This window comes from Desulfitobacterium sp. LBE, assembly GCF_007830365.1.
In the GTDB taxonomy this organism is placed as follows: domain Bacteria; phylum Bacillota; class Desulfitobacteriia; order Desulfitobacteriales; family Desulfitobacteriaceae; genus Desulfitobacterium; species Desulfitobacterium hafniense.
Map to the genome: position 1 here is coordinate 4,244,082 of NZ_VLKD01000001.1, position 17,912 is coordinate 4,261,993.

Consider the following 17,912-nt stretch of genomic DNA (forward strand, 5'->3'; position numbering starts at 1 on the left):
GGGACAGGTCCCGTTTTTCAAAAATGAAAAACGGGACCTGTCCCCTTGATTCAGTGTGAGTTTTATCACACTCCTAAAAAACTGAAGTCACAGAATTGTTCCTCACCTTGCGATAAGATAATTGCAGACGGTTGGCATAAGGCTGACCTGTCAAATGACACAATTCATGATCAAAATTTATTAATAATGGATAGGGAGGATTCGCAAAGATGAGTATGTTCTGTTTTCAATGTCAGGAAACCGCTAAAGGAACCGGCTGTACCATCAAAGGAGTATGTGGAAAGACTGCAGATGTCGCTAACCTGCAGGATCTTCTGCTCTATGTCATGAAAGGAATCGCCATCAACAGCCTGCAAGCCCGTGAACTGGGGATTGTCCGCCAGGACGTAGACAAATTCGTTATGGAAGGCTTATTCGCCACCATTACCAACGCTAACTTTGATAACGCTCGTTTCGTAGCTCTGGTTCGTGAAGGTCTTGCTTTACGCGACAGCTTAAAAGCCGACATCGTCAAAGCCGGGGGAGTTCTGCCCGCTAATCTTCATGATTCAGCGACTTGGACTGCAGATTCTGCGGAAGAATTTGATCAAAAGGCAGCACAAGTAGGTATCTTAGCCACTGAAAACGAAGATGTACGCTCCCTTCGTGAACTTTTAATCTATGGACTTAAAGGAATGGCAGCTTACGCAGAGCATGCCTTCGCTCTTGGCTATGAAGATAACAGCATCTTTGCCTTTATGATGAAAGGCCTGGCTGCTACTACCGATGACAGCCTTTCGGCAGACCAACTGGTCGCTCTGGTACTCGAAGCTGGAAAATACGGCGTCGATGTCATGGCTCTGCTGGATAAAGCCAACACAACTTCTTACGGCAACCCCGAAATCACCAAGGTCAATATCGGCGTACGCAATAACCCTGCCATCCTCATCAGCGGCCATGATTTGAGAGATTTGGAAGATCTCTTGAAGCAAACAGAAGGAACCGGGGTGGATGTTTATACACACGGCGAAATGCTCCCCGCTCACTACTATCCGGCCTTCAAAAAGTATGCTCACTTTGTGGGTAACTATGGCAATGCCTGGTGGAAACAAGACAAAGAATTTGATTCCTTTAACGGAGCTATTCTTCTCACCACCAACTGTTTAGTACCCCCCAAGGATTCCTATAAAGACCGTCTCTTCACCACCAGTGTCGTTGGCTACGAAGGTGTAAAACACATCCCTGCCCGTGAAGCGGGCAAAGTCAAAGACTTCTCGGCAGTGATCGAATTAGCCAAAACCCTGCCGGCACCTACCGAGATCGAAACCGGAGAAATCGTCGGCGGCTTTGCTCATAATCAAGTCTTTGCCGTAGCTGATAAAGTGGTTGAAGCTGTAAAATCCGGAGCTGTAAAACGCTTCTTCGTCATGGCCGGTTGTGACGGACGGATGAAGAGCCGCGATTACTACACAGAATTCGCCAAAGCCCTTCCCCAAGACACCATCATCCTCACTGCAGGTTGTGCAAAATATAAATACAACAAACTGGCACTGGGAGACATCGGTGGTATTCCCAGAGTCCTGGATGCCGGACAATGCAACGACTCCTACTCCCTGGCCGTTATTGCTCTTAAGCTTAAAGAAGTCTTCGGCCTTGACGATGTCAACCAGCTTCCTATCTCCTACAACATTGCCTGGTATGAGCAAAAAGCAGTCATCGTACTCCTGGCGCTCCTCTACCTGGGCGTGAAGAATATCCACTTAGGACCCACTTTGCCTGGATTCCTCTCTCCCAACGTAGCCAAAGTTCTGGTTGAGAACTTCGGAATCGCCGGTATCACTACCGTCGAAGACGACGTCAACCTCTTCATGGGTGCATAATCGAATCAAGGGGACAGGTACCATTTTTCAAAGAAAAATGGTACCTGTCCTTGTTTTTTGTAGGAAGCACCAGGCATTAATGTTATAATCTTACTGAGGTGGTGGGAATGCCAAGGACACCGAGAGAGAAAAGTCCGACGGGTATTTATCATATCATCATGCGCGGGGTTAACCGGCAACGGATTTTTGAAGATCATGAAGATCGGCAGAAGTTGCTTGAAAAACTGTTTAAGTTTCGCGGGGTCAGTGGATACAGAATTTTTGCTTATTGTTTAATGGACAACCATATCCATATTCTAATTCAAGAAAACAAGGAGCCCCTCGGCAGGGCGATGAAAAGGCTCAGTTCAAGCTATGTCATGTATTTCAATCATAAGTATGAAAGGGTAGGGCATTTGTTTCAGGAGAGATACAGGAGTGAAGTGGTGGATAATGACCGATACTTATTGACGGCGTTGCGCTATATTCATCAAAATCCGCTCAAGGCGAAAATGGTGGAGGATGTCACCTCGTATCGTTGGTCCAGCTATAATGAGTACCTTAACGACGGTTATCTGGTGGATAAAGATTTTGTCCTGGAGCTCTTTGGCCCTAGCCGTGAAAAAGCCCTTGCGCAATTTATAGCATTTCATGGTGAAATCAATGATGACAAATGTATAGAGATTGAAGAACCGAGAATGAATGATGGACGCCTTAAGGAGATAATAAGGGATCGGATTGGCATGGATGCCTCGGATATCGAAAATGAGGATAAAATGCGGCAAATCTCTATTTTAAGAAAGCTTAAGACTATTGACGGAATCAATACCCGGCAGCTTTCACGCCTTACCGGTATTCCTTATATCCGGGTTTGGCGGGCATAAAAGAAAAAGCGGATGAAGCCATGTGTACGGCGTGTTCACATGCTTCATCCGCTTTTTTTGCCTGATCGAGAAGACTTATTGTCATAAAAAGACCTGTTGTAATAAGCAAAGGGAAATTAAAATGAAAAACGGGACCTGTCCCCTTGATTCACCCTTGTCCCGCCCTAGCGGCCGTGGAATTTGGGTTCGCGTTTTTCAAGGATGGAGTCGACGGCCTCTTTTTTGTCTTCCGTACCCATACAGAAGGTGGAGCCGGCCTCCTCATACATCAGCCCTATTTCTAAAGGAGCATCCACAGCCAGGTTAATGGCCTTCTTGGCAAAGCGGATGGCATAGGGAGGCATGCCGGCGATCTGCTCCGCCATCTTTAAAGCCTCATTCAATAAATTCTCCGGCTCCACCAAAATATCCACAAGCCCGATGCGGGCTGCCTCCTGGGCATCGATCCGCTCGGCGGTAAAGATGAGGCGCTTGGCCTGGCTGGGGCCGACGGTCCGTGTCAGACGCTGGGTTCCTCCCATATCCGGGTTAAGGCCAATCCGCACTTCGTTAATGGAAAAAAGTGAGGAACTCGAAGCAATGCGGATATCCCCGCATAAGGCCAGTTCTAAACCGCTTCCTACGGTAATGCCGTTGATTGCCATGATCACCGGTTTGATAAAACGATCCCAACGGGTGTTGATCCCTTGATAGCGATACAGATCACGGGAGATAAAATGAGGGGTAAGCTTGGCTAAAAGGGAAAGATCGGCCCCGGCACAGAAGAATTTATCCCCGGCCCCGGTAAAGATAACCACCCGCACCTCATCATCATAGTGCAGGTCCTCCTGAATTTTCTCCATCTCCTGGTAAGTATCCAGGGTCCAGGAATTCCCCTTATGGGGACGGTTTAAAGTAACCAGGGCAATAGCCCCTTTTTTCTCCACTGTGAAGTCATTGTATGAACTCATCAATCTTACCCCTCTCATGGGTTGGCAACCCTATTTATTTAGTGTATCAACTTTAGTGTATCAACGTTCCTTATTCCTGGGCATATCCGGCCCGCCCCAAACTAAGTGCTGCCTTATATCCGGCATGGACTGCATCCAGAACTTTGGCTGGCTTAGTGGCGTCTCCGATCTGCTGCAGGGTCACATGGGCAGGCAGCTTATCCTGGAGAGCCTTCAGCAGCTCTTGATTAGCCACAGAGCCAATGGCCGCTACCACGGTATCTCCGGGGATCAGGCTTTCACCCTCCGGACCCTCCACCCAGACCCCATCGGCACGGACCGCTTTCACCATGGTATTGGTTAAAACCTTGACCTGATGACGCTGGAGATCGGCCAGCATTGCCCAGCGGGTGCTTGAACCCAGATCCCGGCCCACGCCCTTGGTCATTTCCACCAGAGTAACCCGTTTTCTTCCCTGGAAAAGCAATCTGGCCAAGGTCTCCGTGCTCTCCGCCTGATTGACGATCAGAAAGCGGAGGGTTTCGGCATCCAGGGTTCCCTGACCGGCCAGATAGAGGGCTGTTTCTACCCCCACCGAGCCGCCTCCGACAATCACCACATGTTCCCCGGTTTCTTTTCCGGCCAGGACATCCCAGGCCTGGGCAATCCCCACCCCTTCCTCCACAGGGAAGGGAGGGGCCATGGGCAGGGCACCGGTAGCAAGGATAATGTCGGTAAAGCCCTCCTCCGCAATACCTGCCAAAATATTCTCCACATCAGCTTCTTGGTTGGTATAGATATTGACTCCCTGAGCCTTACAAGCCTGAGCCAAGTATTCCGTAAAGCGATGGAAATCCTGGCGATCAGGGGGCGCCGCAGCCAAATTAAGCTGCCCGCCCAGCAGGCCGGATTTTTCCCAGACCGTTATATTATGTCCCTGTGAGCTGGCTGCCCGCGCGAACTCCAGTCCGGCGGGACCGGCCCCTACGACGAGAACCTTCCTGGAGGATGAAGAAGCTCGCCGGACCTTGAGCTCAGCTTCCCGTCCGGCCTCCGCATTGACCAGGCAAGCTACGGGTATTCCCCGGAACACATGATCCAGGCACCCCTGGTTGCAGGCGACACAGGGACGGAGGGGTGAAGGATCTAAGCCCTGGGCTTTTAAGGGCAGGTTGGGATCCGCCAGAATCGGCCGGGCGAACCCTACCAAATCCGCATCCCCGGAAGTAAGGATATCCCGGGCCAATTCAGGGGTGGTAATGCGGTTGGAAGCAAACACCGGCAGGTCAACCACTTGTTTAATTCCCCGGACTAAATAGCGGAAGGCGGCCGGGGGAACATTCATGGTAATCTGGGGGACGAGGGTCTCATGCCAGCCCCCTGTTACATTGATGGCATCAACCCCTGCTGCCGCCAAGGCTTTAGCAAAGGTCCGGGCCTCTTTATTGGTATGTCCCCCCGGAATAAAGTCATGGCCCGCAATCCGGACAACGACAGGGAAGTCAGGCCCCACTCCCTGGCGGATGGCCGCCATAATTTCCAGGGCAAAACGCATCCGGTTGGGCAGATCCCCGCCATACTCGTCCGTCCTCTTATTGGTTGCCGGAGAGAGAAACTCCGAAATGAGATACCCCGTGCCGGCTAAAATCTCCACCCCGTCAAACCCTGCCTTTTGAGTACGAACAGCGGCCTGGGCAAAAGTTTGCACCAGTTCCTTAATTTCCTCTACGGTCAGTTCGTGAGGGATTTCTTTCGTTAATTTGGAAGGGAGGGGAGAAGGGGCCACTGGTTGATTCCCGGTTAATAGAGAAGATGCATAGTTTCCCGCCTGATAGAGCTGGGTCATGACCTTGGCGCCTTCCTGATGGACAGCCTCCACAAGTTTCTGCAGCCCGGGGATATAGCGATCCTCATCCAATTGAATCATGCCTAAAGTATTGCCGACCCGGTCGATGCCGCAGCCACCGACAATAACCAGGCCGACCCCGCCCCGGGCGCGCACCCGGTAGAATTCAATGAGCCGCTCTGTGACCTCCCCGTCAGGGCAGTAATTGAGATGCATGGCGGGCAGCACTATACGGTTTTTCAGCTCCATTTTCCCGATGCGAATCGGTGAAAAAAGAGGATCTTGGTTTGACATAGTTGGCACCTCCAAAAATGAATGACCATTCATTACTGAACAGCATATCATGAAAAACTCAAGAGGGAAACATTTTTTTGAGAATAATCAGATAATTAAATAAATATAAAATATTTTTGAAATGGTATTCCGTTTTGTCCGGGAATTTGATATTATATTATAAAAATGAATGAGTATTCATTCATGGATGAGGAGAAAGGGGAAACGAGATGAACATATTGGTTTGTCTGAAACAAACATTTGACACCGAAGCGAAGATTGTGATCAACCCACAGGGTCAAATCGACTCGACCGGGGTAAATCTCATCATGAATCCTTATGATGAGTTTGCTGTGGAAGAGGGAATCCGCCTCAAAGAGAAATTCGGCGGCGAAGTAACCGTATTGAGCATGGGTGGCCCCAAAGTCAGTGAAGTGCTGCGTACAGCCCTGGCTATGGGAGCGGATAAAGCGGTTGCCATTCAGGATCCTGCTTTAGAGGGCAGTGACGAATTTGTTACGGCGGTCGTTCTCGCTAAAGCTGTTCAGAACATTCCCTATGATATCATTCTTTCCGGACGGATTGCCATTGATGACGGCTCCAGCCAGGTGACCGCCCGTCTGGCAGAGTTGTTAGGCGTGCCGTCGGTTTCAACTGTCTCAGAGTTGAAGGTGGAAGGCATGACCGCCACAGTGTCCCGTGACATCGACGGGGGTACGGAAGTCGTCGAAGTGCCCTTGCCGGCTGTGATCACCGCCCAAAAAGGGTTGAACGAGCCCCGCTATCCTTCCGTGGCCGGAATTATGAAAGCCAAGAAAAAGGAATTGAAGACTTTGACCTTGGCTGATCTTGGCCTGACGGCGGCTGAAGCCGGTACCCAAGGGGCGAAGATGAAGGTGGTCAATATGAGCCTGCCTCCTGCCCGCCAAGCTGGCCGCCTGATTCAGGGAGAACCTCCTCAGGCTGTTGCCGAATTGGTCAATGCCTTGATGAATGAAGCAAAAGTAATTTAGCTGACGGAAAACAAGGAAAGAGAGGATTGAGCAGGATGCCTAAGGGAATTTTAGTTGTACTTGAGCAGTATAACGGGGAGCTTCGCAAGGTCTCCCTGGAGCTTCTGAGCGAAGGCCGGCGTTTAGCGGACATGGCCGGATTGAAGGTCACAGGGGTATTATTGGGCCAAAACCTTAAGGATTTGGCTGCGGCGGCAGCATCCTATGGTGCCGATAAAGTGATCGTTGTGGATGACCCGGCTTTAAAAGATTACACCACCGGTGCCTACACCTCCGTACTCAACCGGGTGATCCGGGATGAGGAGCCGGAAGTGGTGGTAATGGGCAATACCGGGATTGGCCGGGATCTGGCTCCCCGCCTGGCCCAGCGCCTGGGAGTGGGATGCGCGTCAGATTGTGTGGCCGTTAGCGTGGACCCTGCCTACAAACTGCGCTTTAAACGCCCTGTCTATGCCGGTAAGGCCTATGCGGAAGTAGCTACTGAGGCACGCCCCATTCTGGCCACCATCCGCCCCAACAGCTTCAGCGTGACCGCCCCTAATCCGGACCGTCAAGCCGAAGTGGTGGAAGTTGCGGCAAGTATCGATGCCGCTGATCTCAGAGCCATCGTCAAAGAAGTTATCCGTCAGGCTTCCAGCCGCCCCGAACTTACCGATGCCAATGTGATCGTTTCCGGCGGGCGGGCCATGAAGAATGCGGAAAACTTCAAGATTCTTGAGGACCTTGCCGATACCATAGGAGCCGCTGTCGGGGCTTCCCGGGCAGCCGTTGATTCCGGATACCGGGAATATAAATACCAGGTAGGTCAAACCGGCAAGACAGTTTCCCCAACCTTGTATATTGCCTGCGGAATTTCGGGAGCTATCCAGCATTTGGCGGGAATGGGTTCCTCTAAGGTGATTGTAGCGATCAATAAAGACCCGGAAGCAAACATCTTTACCGTGGCGGATTATGGCATTGTCGGGGATGTCTTTGAAATCGTCCCCTTGCTTACTGAGGAGTTCAAAAAGCAACTGGCTTAAGCAAAACAGAGCACTGCCTGGAAAGGGATGAAGAGGATAAACAGGTCCGCGGCCTCGGGTAACCCTACTGAAGAAAAGGAGAGCTTGACAAGTTCGATAAGAAGGATGTCTAATTAAGTCAAAAAAGTAAGTAAAGGAGACGAAGTATGGCTGTTTCCCGGGAAGACAAATATGAAAGAATTTTAGATGCAGCAATAGAAGCATTTGCAGAAGTTGGCTATCATTCGTGTCAGGTATCGAAGATTGCCCGAATTGCGGGAGTGGCTGACGGGACGATTTACCTCTACTTTAAGAATAAAGAAGATATCCTCATTCGTCTCTTTACGGAAAGAATGGGAGATTTTATCCAACTCATCCGCAGCAGGATGGAATCCTGTCAGGACACCCGAAGCCGCCTTAGGGCAATTGTCCACACTCATTTGACCCATATGGAGAATAATCGTGCTCTGGCAACCGTTACCCAGGTCGAATTAAGGCAGCCTAATTCAAATCTGTACAGTGCGATTGCGGTGCCGCTGCGAGAGTACTTCCGACTGGTTGAGGAGGTGATTGAAGAAGGAATAAAGCAACAGGAAATTATTCCTTCACTCAATATCCATGTCGCCCGCCAAATGATTTTCGGCACCATCGATCGGGCGACTACCGACTGGGTTTTTGCACGGTCTGAGCGCTCTTTAAGCAAGGAAGCAGACTGCATGCTGGAGCTGTTTTCAGGAGCTCTCGGGCTGCCCAAGGAATAAGCAATCCCCTTGCAAATTTTCTCAGGGAAAGTCATGAGCTTAGAGGATCTGAGGACTTTCTCTCGAAGTAAAAGACTGAATATTCATAAATTTAAAAATCATACAACAAAACCAAATGAGAGAAGGAGGATGAATATGGCCATCTATAAAGTGGCGGTTTTAGGCTCAGGGGTTATGGGAAGCACCATCGCGGCCCATCTCGCCAATGCCGGGATTCCCAGTATACTGCTGGACATAGTACCCCCTAGTTTGTTGCCGGAGGAAGAAGCGGCCGGGCTGACCTTGGCATCCCCCCAAGTCAGAAATCGTTTTGCCGCATCCAACAAAGCCAAACTCATCAAGATGAACCCTGCTCCGCTGTTTGTGCCGGAATTTGCGGATCGCATCGAAGTCGGCAATTTTGAGGATGATCTGCCCCGTTTGCAAGAAGTGGACTGGGTTATTGAAGTGGTCGTAGAGCGTTTGGACATCAAAATCGACCTCTTTAAGAAGGTGGCCCAGCATGTCCGCCCGGGGACCATTGTAACATCCAACACTTCCGGTATTTCTTTAAAATCCATGACAGAAGGGCTTCCTGAAGAATTTACCAAGAGCTTTTTCGGCACCCACTTCTTTAATCCTCCCCGTTATATGAAGCTTTTTGAACTGATTCCCGGACCCAACACGGATCCGGCCGTTATTCAGGAGATGGAAGAGTTTGCCGAGCGGGTGCTGGGCAAAGGGGTGGTCTATGCCAAGGATACTCCCAACTTCATCGCCAACCGCATCGGCGTCTTTGGCTTGGCGGCAACCATCAGAGAGATGCAGCGTTCCGGCTTAACCATCGATGAAGTGGATGCTTTAACCGGACCGGTGATGGGACGTCCTAAGTCAGCCTCCTTCCGGACCGTGGATATGGTGGGTCTGGACACCTTTGTCCATGTAGCCAATAACGTGGGAGATAATGTACCTGAAGAAAAAGAGTTCTTCGTCATGCCGGACTTTATTCATACCATGATCAAAAACGGCTGGCTGGGAGATAAGAGCAAGCAGGGGTTCTATAAAAAAGTCAAGACAGCAGAAGGCAAAGAAGTACTGGTTCTTGATCCCCATACCATGGAGTATGTTCCCAAGAAGAAAGTCAAATTTGCCTGCCTGGATAAAGCCAAGAATGCGGGCGGTCTTAAAGATAAGATGAAAACCTTGGTCAACGGCAAAGATCCCGGGGCTGAATTCGCCTGGAATGTCTTGAAGGAAGTTCTCCTTTATGCGGCCCGCCTGGCTCCCCAAATCGCCGATGATCTGACAGCTCTTGATGCCGGTATGAAGCTGGGCTTCAACTGGGAAATGGGACCCTTTGAGACCTGGGATGCCTTAGGCGTTAAAGCCACCGCGGAGCGCATCGTAGCTGAGGGCGGGACCTTGCCTGAGATCGTGGCAAAACTGCTGGCTGAAGGCAAAGACAGTTTCTATGAGAAGACCGAAGGCGGGGACACTCTGTACTATGCCGGAGGCGAATATAAGGAAAAGGCCGCCAGCCCCTATTCCTTCTCCCTTAAAAAGGCCCATAAACAAGGCAAAAAAATCTTCGGCAATTCCGGTGCCAGCTTAGTTGATATGGGTGACGGTGTAGCCTGCCTGGAATTCCATTCGCCTAACAACTCCATCGGCGGGGATATCATGAACATGATTCACAAGTCTTTGGCAGAGGTGGAAAAGAACTATTTAGGTATGGTGATCGGCAGTCAGGGTAAGAATTTCGCCGTTGGTGCCAACCTGATGCTGATTATGATGGAAGCGGAAGAAGGCAATTGGGATGACCTGGATCTCATGGTCCGCGAATTCCAAAGGGGAACCATGGCCCTGAAATACGCCAAGAAGCCTGTGGTAGCCGCTCCCTATGGCATGACTTTAGGCGGTGGAACTGAGGTTTGCCTCCATTCCCATGCCATCCAGCCTGCGGCTGAGACCTATATGGGTCTGGTCGAGCTGGGCGTGGGCCTCATCCCCGGCGGCGGCGGTACCAAGGAAATGGCCCTGCGCGCTATGGAAGGAATTCTTCCCGGTGTGGTCGTTGCTCCGGACTATTTCTTCGCCAAACGCTTCGAAGTAGTGGCCATGGCCCAGGTTTCCACCAGTGCGGAAATGGCCAGAAAACTTGGTTTCTTAAGGCCAAGTGATCGCTGCAGCATGAATGCCGACCATGTCCTCCTCGATGCCAAAGCCCGTGTCCTTGATTTGGCAAGAGATTTCCGCCCCATCATTCCTCAGAAGGTCAAAGCGGCAGGACCGGGGGTCCGTGCCTTCCTGGAAATGGCCCTGTATGGCATGAAAGAAGGGCGTTATATCTCCGAATACGATGCCCACTTAGGGAAAAAACTCGCTTATGCCATGACCGGCGGCGATGTTCTGGCCGGAACTTTGGTGGATGAGCAATATCTCCTCGATCTGGAAAGAGAAGTGTTCTTAAGCCTTGCCGGAGAACCCAAGACTCTGGATCGCATCCGGCATATGCTCACCAAGAATAAGCCATTAAGGAATTAGGAGGTGAAGGATCATGAAAGAAGCATTCATTATTGAAGCGAAACGTACTGCCATCGGCAAAGCCGGCCGGGGCTCCCTGGCTCATATGCGTCCGGATGATTTGGCAGCCTTTGTTATTCAGGATGTTTTGAAAAGTGCCCCCAATCTAAATCCGGCAGATATTGATGATTGTGTCATCGGCTGCTCCTTCCCCGAGGGAGAACAAGGGATGAACATGGCCCGGGTGATTGCCCTGCGGGCAGGTCTTCCCATTGATGTATCCGGGCTCACCATCAACCGCTTTTGTTCCTCGGGACTGCAGGCTATCTCCCTGGCAGCGGACAGAATCCGTCTGGGAGAAGCCGATGCCATGCTGGCCGGCGGAGCAGAAAGCATGTCCGCGGTGCCCATGGGCGGCGGCAAACCGGCCCCCAATCCCTACATGATGGAGCATTGTCCGGAAGTCTACCTCTCCATGGGACTTACCGCTGAAAATGTAGCCAAGAAATATGAAATTACCCGGGAACAACAGGATGAGTTCGCCGCAGCCAGCCATCAAAAGGCCCACGCAGCCCAAGTCGGCGGCCGTTTTGAGGAAGAGATCGTTCCTGTCCTCATCGCCGGCGGTAAAAAAGGTGAAGTATGGTTCAGTAAAGACGAAGGAATCCGTGCCGATAGTACCGTGGAATCCCTCAGCAAACTAAAGCCGGCCTTCAAAAACGGCGGCTGCGTCACGGCGGGGAATTCCTCTCAGACCAGTGACGGCGCCGCAGCCACCCTCCTTATGTCCGAGGAAAAGGTCAAGGAGCTGGACCTGAAACCCCTTGCCCTATGGCGCGGTTTTGCTGTGGCAGGGGTCGAGGCGGAACTCATGGGAATCGGTCCCATCAAAGCTATCCCCAAAGTTCTCAAGCAAGTGGGCTTAACCCTTGAGCAGATAGACCTCTTTGAACTCAACGAGGCCTTTGCCTCTCAGTCCCTGGCCATCATCAAGACCCTGGGCATCGACCCGGCCAGGGTCAACCCCAACGGCGGCGCCATCGCTTTCGGACACCCCCTGGGCTGCACCGGAGCTAAGCTCACCGCCACCCTGCTCCATGAAATGAAACGCCGCGGTCTCAAGTACGGTATGGTGACCATGTGCATCGGCGGCGGTATGGGAGCCGCAGGAGTCTACGAGCTTCTGTAAAGGGGGACACAGGGACAGGTGGACTGTCCCAATGGGCCCGCATTGAGAGCAGCCAACGTTTAATCGGTTCTATTTTTTTCTAAAATAAAGTGAAATCAGAAATTGGGACAGAGGACCTGTCCCTCTGTCCCACTCAGAGAGAGGAGCAAATACTATGGAATTGGAATTAGGCCTCAAAGGCGGCGGCTTTCTGCTTGCCGAAGTAACTCCCGAGCAAGTCTATGTCCCGGAGGAATTAAACGAGGATCATTTACAGCTTAAGAAAATGACCCGTAACTTTGTGGAAAAAGAGATCGGACCCAAGATCGAAGCTCTCGAAGAGCAGGAAGACGGCCTCATCCGCGATTTCATGGCCCAAGCCGGTGAGCTGGGACTGCTCGGCTTAGAGGTTCCCGAAGAATTAGGCGGCATGAGCATGGATAAATTCTCCACTGTGGTCGTCGGTGAAGAAATCCCCCGCGGTGCTTCCTTTGCCGTAGCCTTCATGGCCCATACCGGAATCGGAACCCTGCCCATCGTCTATTTCGGTACCCCGGAACAAAAGGCCAAATATCTCCCCGGTCTGGCTACCGGAGAAAAAATCGCCGCTTACTGCCTTACCGAGCCCGGTTCTGGCTCCGACGCCTTAGGCGCCAAGGCTACGGCCGTTCTCAATGCCGAAGGAACCCACTACATTCTCAATGGAACCAAGCAATTTATCACCAATGCTGGTTTTGCCGATATCTTTCTGGTCTATGCTAAAGTGGAGGGCAAGCTTACCAACTTTATCGTTGAGCGGACGATGCCTGGGCTTTCCTTCGGACCGGAAGAGAAGAAGATGGGGATCAAAGGCTCCTCCACCCGCCAGGTCATCCTGGAAGATGTGGCCGTTCCGGTGGAGAACATCGTCGGTGAATTGGGCCGGGGTCATGTGGTTGCCTTCAATATTCTGAATGTGGGACGTTTCAAGCTGGCTGCCGCAGCCATCGGCAGCGCTCAGCTTGCGTTGGAGATCTCTCTGAAATATGCGGCTGAGCGCAAGCAGTTCGGCGTTCCTTTAAGCTCCTTCGGCGCTATTCAAACCAAATTTGCCGAAATCGCCGCTCAGACCTACCTGGCTGAGAGTGTGGTCTACCGTACTGCCGGGCTGATGGAAGAAGCCTGCCAGGATTTGGATGTCACCGGCGATTGCCGTAAAGAAGCCGGCAAGGCTATGGAAGAGTATGCCATCGAGTGCTCCCTGAATAAAGTTCTCGCCTCTGAAGTGCTGGATCTGGCTGTGGATGAAGGGGTGCAAATCCATGGCGGCTATGGCTTCATTGCCGAATATCCCATTGAGCGTATGTATCGGGATTCCCGCATCAACCGTCTCTTCGAAGGAACCAATGAAATCAACCGTCTGCTCGTTCCCGGCACCTTGCTCAAACGGGCGATGAGCGGCGAGCTTCCCCTCCTGGCAGCGGCGAAGAACGTCAGCAAAGATCTGATGTCCGCCGGTTTAGGTTCAGAGGAAGAAGGATTGGCAGCTCTTCTGGATATGACCCAAAAAGCTAAGAAGCTTTGCTTAATGGCCGCCGGAATTGCCGCCCAGAACCTGGGCATGGAGCTCAAAGACAATCAATATGTGCTTCTGGGCCTGGCCGAAATGGTTCTCCAAGTCTACGCTATGGAAAGCGGTGTTCTCCGTGCTCTGAAAGTTCAGGATATGGATGTCACCGATGATCATAAGCTCTTTGTGGAAAAGGCCGCCACCCTGGGTGCTTATAGTGCTATGAATATCATTGAGCAGCATGCTAAAGAAGTCATTTGTGCCGCCGAGCAGGGTGACTCCCTGAGCACCGTTCTGGCAGGAATGCGCAAGCTCTTACGCCGCCCCACCGTTGATATGATCGGACTTCGCCGGGAGATCGCCAAGCTGGTGGTGGAAAAGGGCAAGTATCCGGTCCGCTAAAGTTCTCAGCTATTCCCGGAGGAAGAAAATTAGGAACGGTTAACCGCAGATGGAAGCGAGCTTAGGAATGTGCCAAAACCTAAGCTCGTTGTCCACCCAAACCGGAGCAACAGAAAGAGAAAGCCCGGTTTGACTGGATTGTAAGGAAAGAAATGGGGAGGATTCAATATGTCAACATGGGTAGAAGAATACCGTAAAAAGTTAACCACTCCGGATAAGGCGGTAGGGGTAGTGAAGAGCGGGGATTGGATTATTTATTCCTATGCCGCCAATACTCTGCCTGTTCTCGACATGGCTTTAGCCCAAAGAACCCCTGAGCTGCACGATATTCAGCTCCTGGCCGGAGTCTCCATGCGTCCCCATGCCGTCGTTAAAGCAGACCCCAGGGGAGAGCATTTCACCTGGGATTGTGTGCATTTCAGCGTGATTGACCGGAAGTATTATGAGATGGGCCGGGCCTTCTATATACCCTTAAGATACTCTGAGGTTCCCCGCTACATCGCGGAAAACATCAGCCGCATTGATGTGTTCATGGTTCAGGTAAGCCCCATGGATCAACATGGCAATTTTAACTTTGGCCCCACAATATCTCACTATCCGGCAGCCGCAGCCAAAGCCAAAACCGTTATCGTGGAAGTCAATGAAGATATGCCCATCGCCCATGGCGGCTATGGCAACTACATTCATATTTCCGATGTGGACTATATTGTCGAGGGCGGTCATACCGGCATGCCTCAGATTCCCTCCGCACCCGTCACCGATGTGGATCAGAAAATCGCTCAGTATGTTCTCGACGATCTGCGGGATGGGGACTGCATCCAATTGGGAATTGGGGCTATGCCCAATGCCCTGGGTCAGATGATCGCAGCTTCCGATCTCAAGGATCTGGGAGTTCACACGGAAATGCTGGTGGACAGCTATGTGGATATGTGGGAAGCCGGCCGGATCTCCGGGCGCAAGAAACAAATCGACAAAGGACGGATGGTCTATACCTTTGCCGGAGGAACCCAAAAACTCTATGATTTTATCAACAATAATCCTCAGGTGGCGGGATATCCCGTGGATTATACAAACGATCGCTTTATTGCCAGCCGCAACGATAATTTGGTTTCGATCAATAACGCTCTAGAGATCGATCTTTCCGGGCAAGTATGCTCGGAAACCATTGGACCCCGCATGATCAGCGGAGCCGGGGGACAATTGGATTTCGTCGATGCAGCCTATAACTCCAAAGGCGGCCGCAGTTTCATATGTATGGAATCGACCTTTACCGATGCCGAAGGGAAAAAGCATTCCCGAATCCGCCCCCTGCTGACTGAAGGCGCCGTAGTCACGGATACCCGGCCGATGGTGCAATATGTGGTCACTGAACACGGTAAAGCGAATCTGAAAGGCGCCACGACCTGGCAGCGTGCGGAACGCCTCATCAGCCTGGCTCACCCCGATTTTCGTGAAGAGCTCATTCAAGAAGCCGAGAAATTGAAAATCTGGAGAAAATCCAATAAATAATTAACAAAAAAATTTTTAAAGCTTTATTTAGTGGATGGAGCCGGCGCATAGTGTCGTTAAGTCGTTAAAAGGAGGTCGGAATGTATGACTCCTACGCGGGAGATCTATTGGAATATTGATTATCACCTCGTCATGTATTTTTTTGCAGTCATTATGCTGGGAACCTTCGTTTATGGCGTTGTCCGGCGTTATCGTCTCTGGAAAATCGGGCAGCCGGAAACCCGGTGGAAGGACAGCTGGCAAGGGATAAAAGACATCATTGTCTATGGTTTTGGGCATAAGAGAATTCTCAAAGACTTTACGCCGGGAGTCATGCATCTGGCTGTTCTGGTCGGGTTTGTTTTCCTTTTCTTTGCTACAGCCATCATCACCTTGCAGGCAGACTTTGGGATCAATATTTTCAAAGGGGCGCTGTATGTCTTTATTAAGATAACCACGAATCTCTTTGGCTTGTTGGCCACCCTGGGGGTGCTGTACCTTTATTACCGCCGTTATGTCAAACGCCAGGATAAATTGGACAACAAACAAGATGACCTTATTGCCTTAACCCTTGTCTTTGTCATTTTAGTCACAGGCTTCCTGCTGCAAGGCTTGCGGATGGCCGGAGAGCACGATCCCTGGGCTGTTTATGGCTTTGCAGGTTATTGGATGATTGAGCCCCTCCAGGCCATGTTCAGCCAGGAACAACTGCTGGCTATGCATAAATTCACCTGGTGGTTCCATATGTTCGTTGCCTTTGGGTTCATCGCTTATTTGCCTTACTCCAAGCTCTTTCATATTTTCCTGGGACCCCTTAACCAGTTTCTGCGCAAGCGGGAACCGATGGGTGTCCCTGAGTTGATCGATTTTGAAGACGAATCCCAGGAAACTTTCGGGTTAAGCGAATTCAAGCAACTCTCCTGGAAGGCTATATTCAACTCGGATGTCTGCATCCGCTGCGGACGCTGTCAAGAGAACTGTCCCGCCACCGTCAGCGGTAAGCACCTCAACCCTAAGCAGATCATCCAGGATATTAAAGTCCGGGCTGAGGAAGAGTATCAAGCTGTTTGCCAAGCCAAAAAAGAAGCCAAACAGGCAGGCCGGCAAGCAGGTGTGATGGCTTCCGGGGAGACAGCCACGGCAGTGGAGGGGACTGCTGCCTTAGCAGTACCTCCCGGCCGCGGCTTGATCGGCGAAGTGATTCAGGAGCAGGACATTTGGGATTGTACCACCTGCCGTTCCTGTGAACAGCAATGTCCCGTCTTCGTAGAGCATGTGGACAAAACCGTGGAAATGAGAAGAAATCTTGTGCTGATGGAATCCCGTTTCCCCAGTGAGGCCCAGCTTGCTTTCCGCAATATGGAAAACAACGGCAATCCTTGGGGCATCGGCTGGAACAAGCGGGAAGAATTCCTGAAAGGGCTGGATGTTCCCACCCTGGCAGAGAACCCTGAAGCAGAAATTCTCTATTGGCCTGGTTGCTCCGGGGCTTTCGATGCCCGCAACCAAAAGGTGTCCGCAGCCCTTGTTAAACTCCTGCGGGCAGCCAACGTGAATTTCGCCATCCTCGGCAATGAGGAAAAATGTTGCGGAGACTCAGCCCGCAAGCTGGGCAATGAATTTCTCTACCAAACCTTAGCAGCTGAGAACATTGAAGTGATGAACGGTTACGGTGTAAAGAAGATCATTACCCAATGCCCTCATTGTTTCCAAACCCTTTGCCATGATTACCCTCAAATGGGCGGTAAGTATGAGGTTGTTCACCATACCACCTATCTTAAAGAACTTCTGGACAGCGGAAAGCTCAAGCTCAAGGATTTAGCAAGCCTGGGCAAGGATCTTAAAGTAACGTATCATGACTCATGTTATCTGGGGCGTTATAATAAGATCTACAGCGAGCCCCGGGAAATCCTTAAGGCGGCCGGGTTAAAGGTTATCGAGATGAAGCGGACGAAGGATAAGAGCTTTTGCTGCGGTGCCGGCGGCGGACGGATGTGGCTGGAAGAGCACGGCGGAGAGCGCATCAATGAACTGCGTACCAATGAAGCCATGGCTACCGGGGCTGATATCATCGGTACAGCCTGTCCTTTCTGTCTCACTATGATCAATGACGGCATCAGCGCCAAAGAAGAGGCTGGGGACAAAACCAAAGCCTTGGATATCGCTGAAGTTCTCGCCCAAAGAGTTTAGGTGAAAAAGTTTAGATAAAAAAGAATAGATCCTGAATCCAGGTAAAAGGTAAAATAAGAGAGAGAATA

The 17,912-nt window shown here is 51.1% G+C and carries 12 protein-coding genes; 10 read left to right on the plus strand and 2 right to left on the minus strand.

Translation table 11 applies throughout. The features are described 5' to 3' along the window. Positions 1–209 precede the first annotated feature (209 nt). Together hcp and DESLBE_RS20055 are read left to right on the plus strand one after the other, a co-directional pair. Positions 210–1,859, plus strand: a complete 1,650-nt coding sequence (hcp, locus tag DESLBE_RS20050) for a hydroxylamine reductase (protein WP_144678047.1) — start codon at positions 210–212, stop codon at positions 1,857–1,859. Positions 1,860–1,966: 107 nt separating this feature from the next. Beyond that, positions 1,967–2,722, plus strand: coding sequence for a transposase (locus DESLBE_RS20055; RefSeq protein ID WP_018305562.1), 756 nt, complete (start codon positions 1,967–1,969; stop codon positions 2,720–2,722). A gap of 164 nt (positions 2,723–2,886) precedes the next feature. On the opposite strand, the gene DESLBE_RS20060 is transcribed toward DESLBE_RS20055, so the two are convergent. Beyond that, entirely contained in the window at positions 2,887–3,672 is a 786-nt protein-coding gene (locus tag DESLBE_RS20060) for an enoyl-CoA hydratase/isomerase family protein (protein ID WP_026198742.1), read from the minus strand. Positions 3,673–3,742: 70 nt separating this feature from the next. Further along, positions 3,743–5,791, minus strand: coding sequence for an FAD-dependent oxidoreductase (locus tag DESLBE_RS20065; protein ID WP_144678048.1), 2,049 nt, complete (start codon positions 5,789–5,791; stop codon positions 3,743–3,745). 209 nt (positions 5,792–6,000) lie between these two features. On the opposite strand from DESLBE_RS20065, the gene DESLBE_RS20070 reads away from it, so the two are divergent. The 8 genes from DESLBE_RS20070 (at position 6,001) to DESLBE_RS20105 (ending at position 17,844) form a co-directional block, all read left to right on the plus strand. Further along, positions 6,001–6,783 (plus strand): electron transfer flavoprotein subunit beta/FixA family protein, encoded by a 783-nt coding sequence (locus DESLBE_RS20070; protein ID WP_005817158.1) that lies wholly within the window; start codon positions 6,001–6,003, stop codon positions 6,781–6,783. Between the two features lie 35 nt (positions 6,784–6,818). Further along, entirely contained in the window at positions 6,819–7,805 is a 987-nt protein-coding gene (locus tag DESLBE_RS20075; RefSeq protein ID WP_144678049.1) for an electron transfer flavoprotein subunit alpha/FixB family protein, read from the plus strand. A gap of 146 nt (positions 7,806–7,951) precedes the next feature. Beyond that, positions 7,952–8,545, plus strand: a complete 594-nt coding sequence (locus DESLBE_RS20080) for a TetR/AcrR family transcriptional regulator (RefSeq protein ID WP_005817154.1) — start codon at positions 7,952–7,954, stop codon at positions 8,543–8,545. 135 nt (positions 8,546–8,680) lie between these two features. Continuing rightward, entirely contained in the window at positions 8,681–11,068 is a 2,388-nt protein-coding gene (locus DESLBE_RS20085; RefSeq protein ID WP_026183924.1) for a 3-hydroxyacyl-CoA dehydrogenase/enoyl-CoA hydratase family protein, read from the plus strand. Positions 11,069–11,081: 13 nt separating this feature from the next. Then, positions 11,082–12,236 carry a thiolase family protein gene (locus DESLBE_RS20090; protein ID WP_144678050.1) on the plus strand — a complete coding sequence of 385 codons (1,155 nt, stop codon included), beginning with the start codon at positions 11,082–11,084 and terminating at the stop codon, positions 12,234–12,236. A 154-nt stretch (positions 12,237–12,390) separates the two neighbouring features. Next, positions 12,391–14,166, plus strand: a complete 1,776-nt coding sequence (locus DESLBE_RS20095; protein WP_144678051.1) for an acyl-CoA dehydrogenase family protein — start codon at positions 12,391–12,393, stop codon at positions 14,164–14,166. Between the two features lie 168 nt (positions 14,167–14,334). After that, positions 14,335–15,675 carry an acetyl-CoA hydrolase/transferase C-terminal domain-containing protein gene (locus DESLBE_RS20100; protein ID WP_018305569.1) on the plus strand — a complete coding sequence of 447 codons (1,341 nt, stop codon included), beginning with the start codon at positions 14,335–14,337 and terminating at the stop codon, positions 15,673–15,675. 84 nt (positions 15,676–15,759) lie between these two features. Further along, positions 15,760–17,844 carry a heterodisulfide reductase-related iron-sulfur binding cluster gene (locus DESLBE_RS20105; RefSeq protein WP_144678052.1) on the plus strand — a complete coding sequence of 695 codons (2,085 nt, stop codon included), beginning with the start codon at positions 15,760–15,762 and terminating at the stop codon, positions 17,842–17,844. The last annotated feature ends 68 nt before the right edge of the window (positions 17,845–17,912 follow it).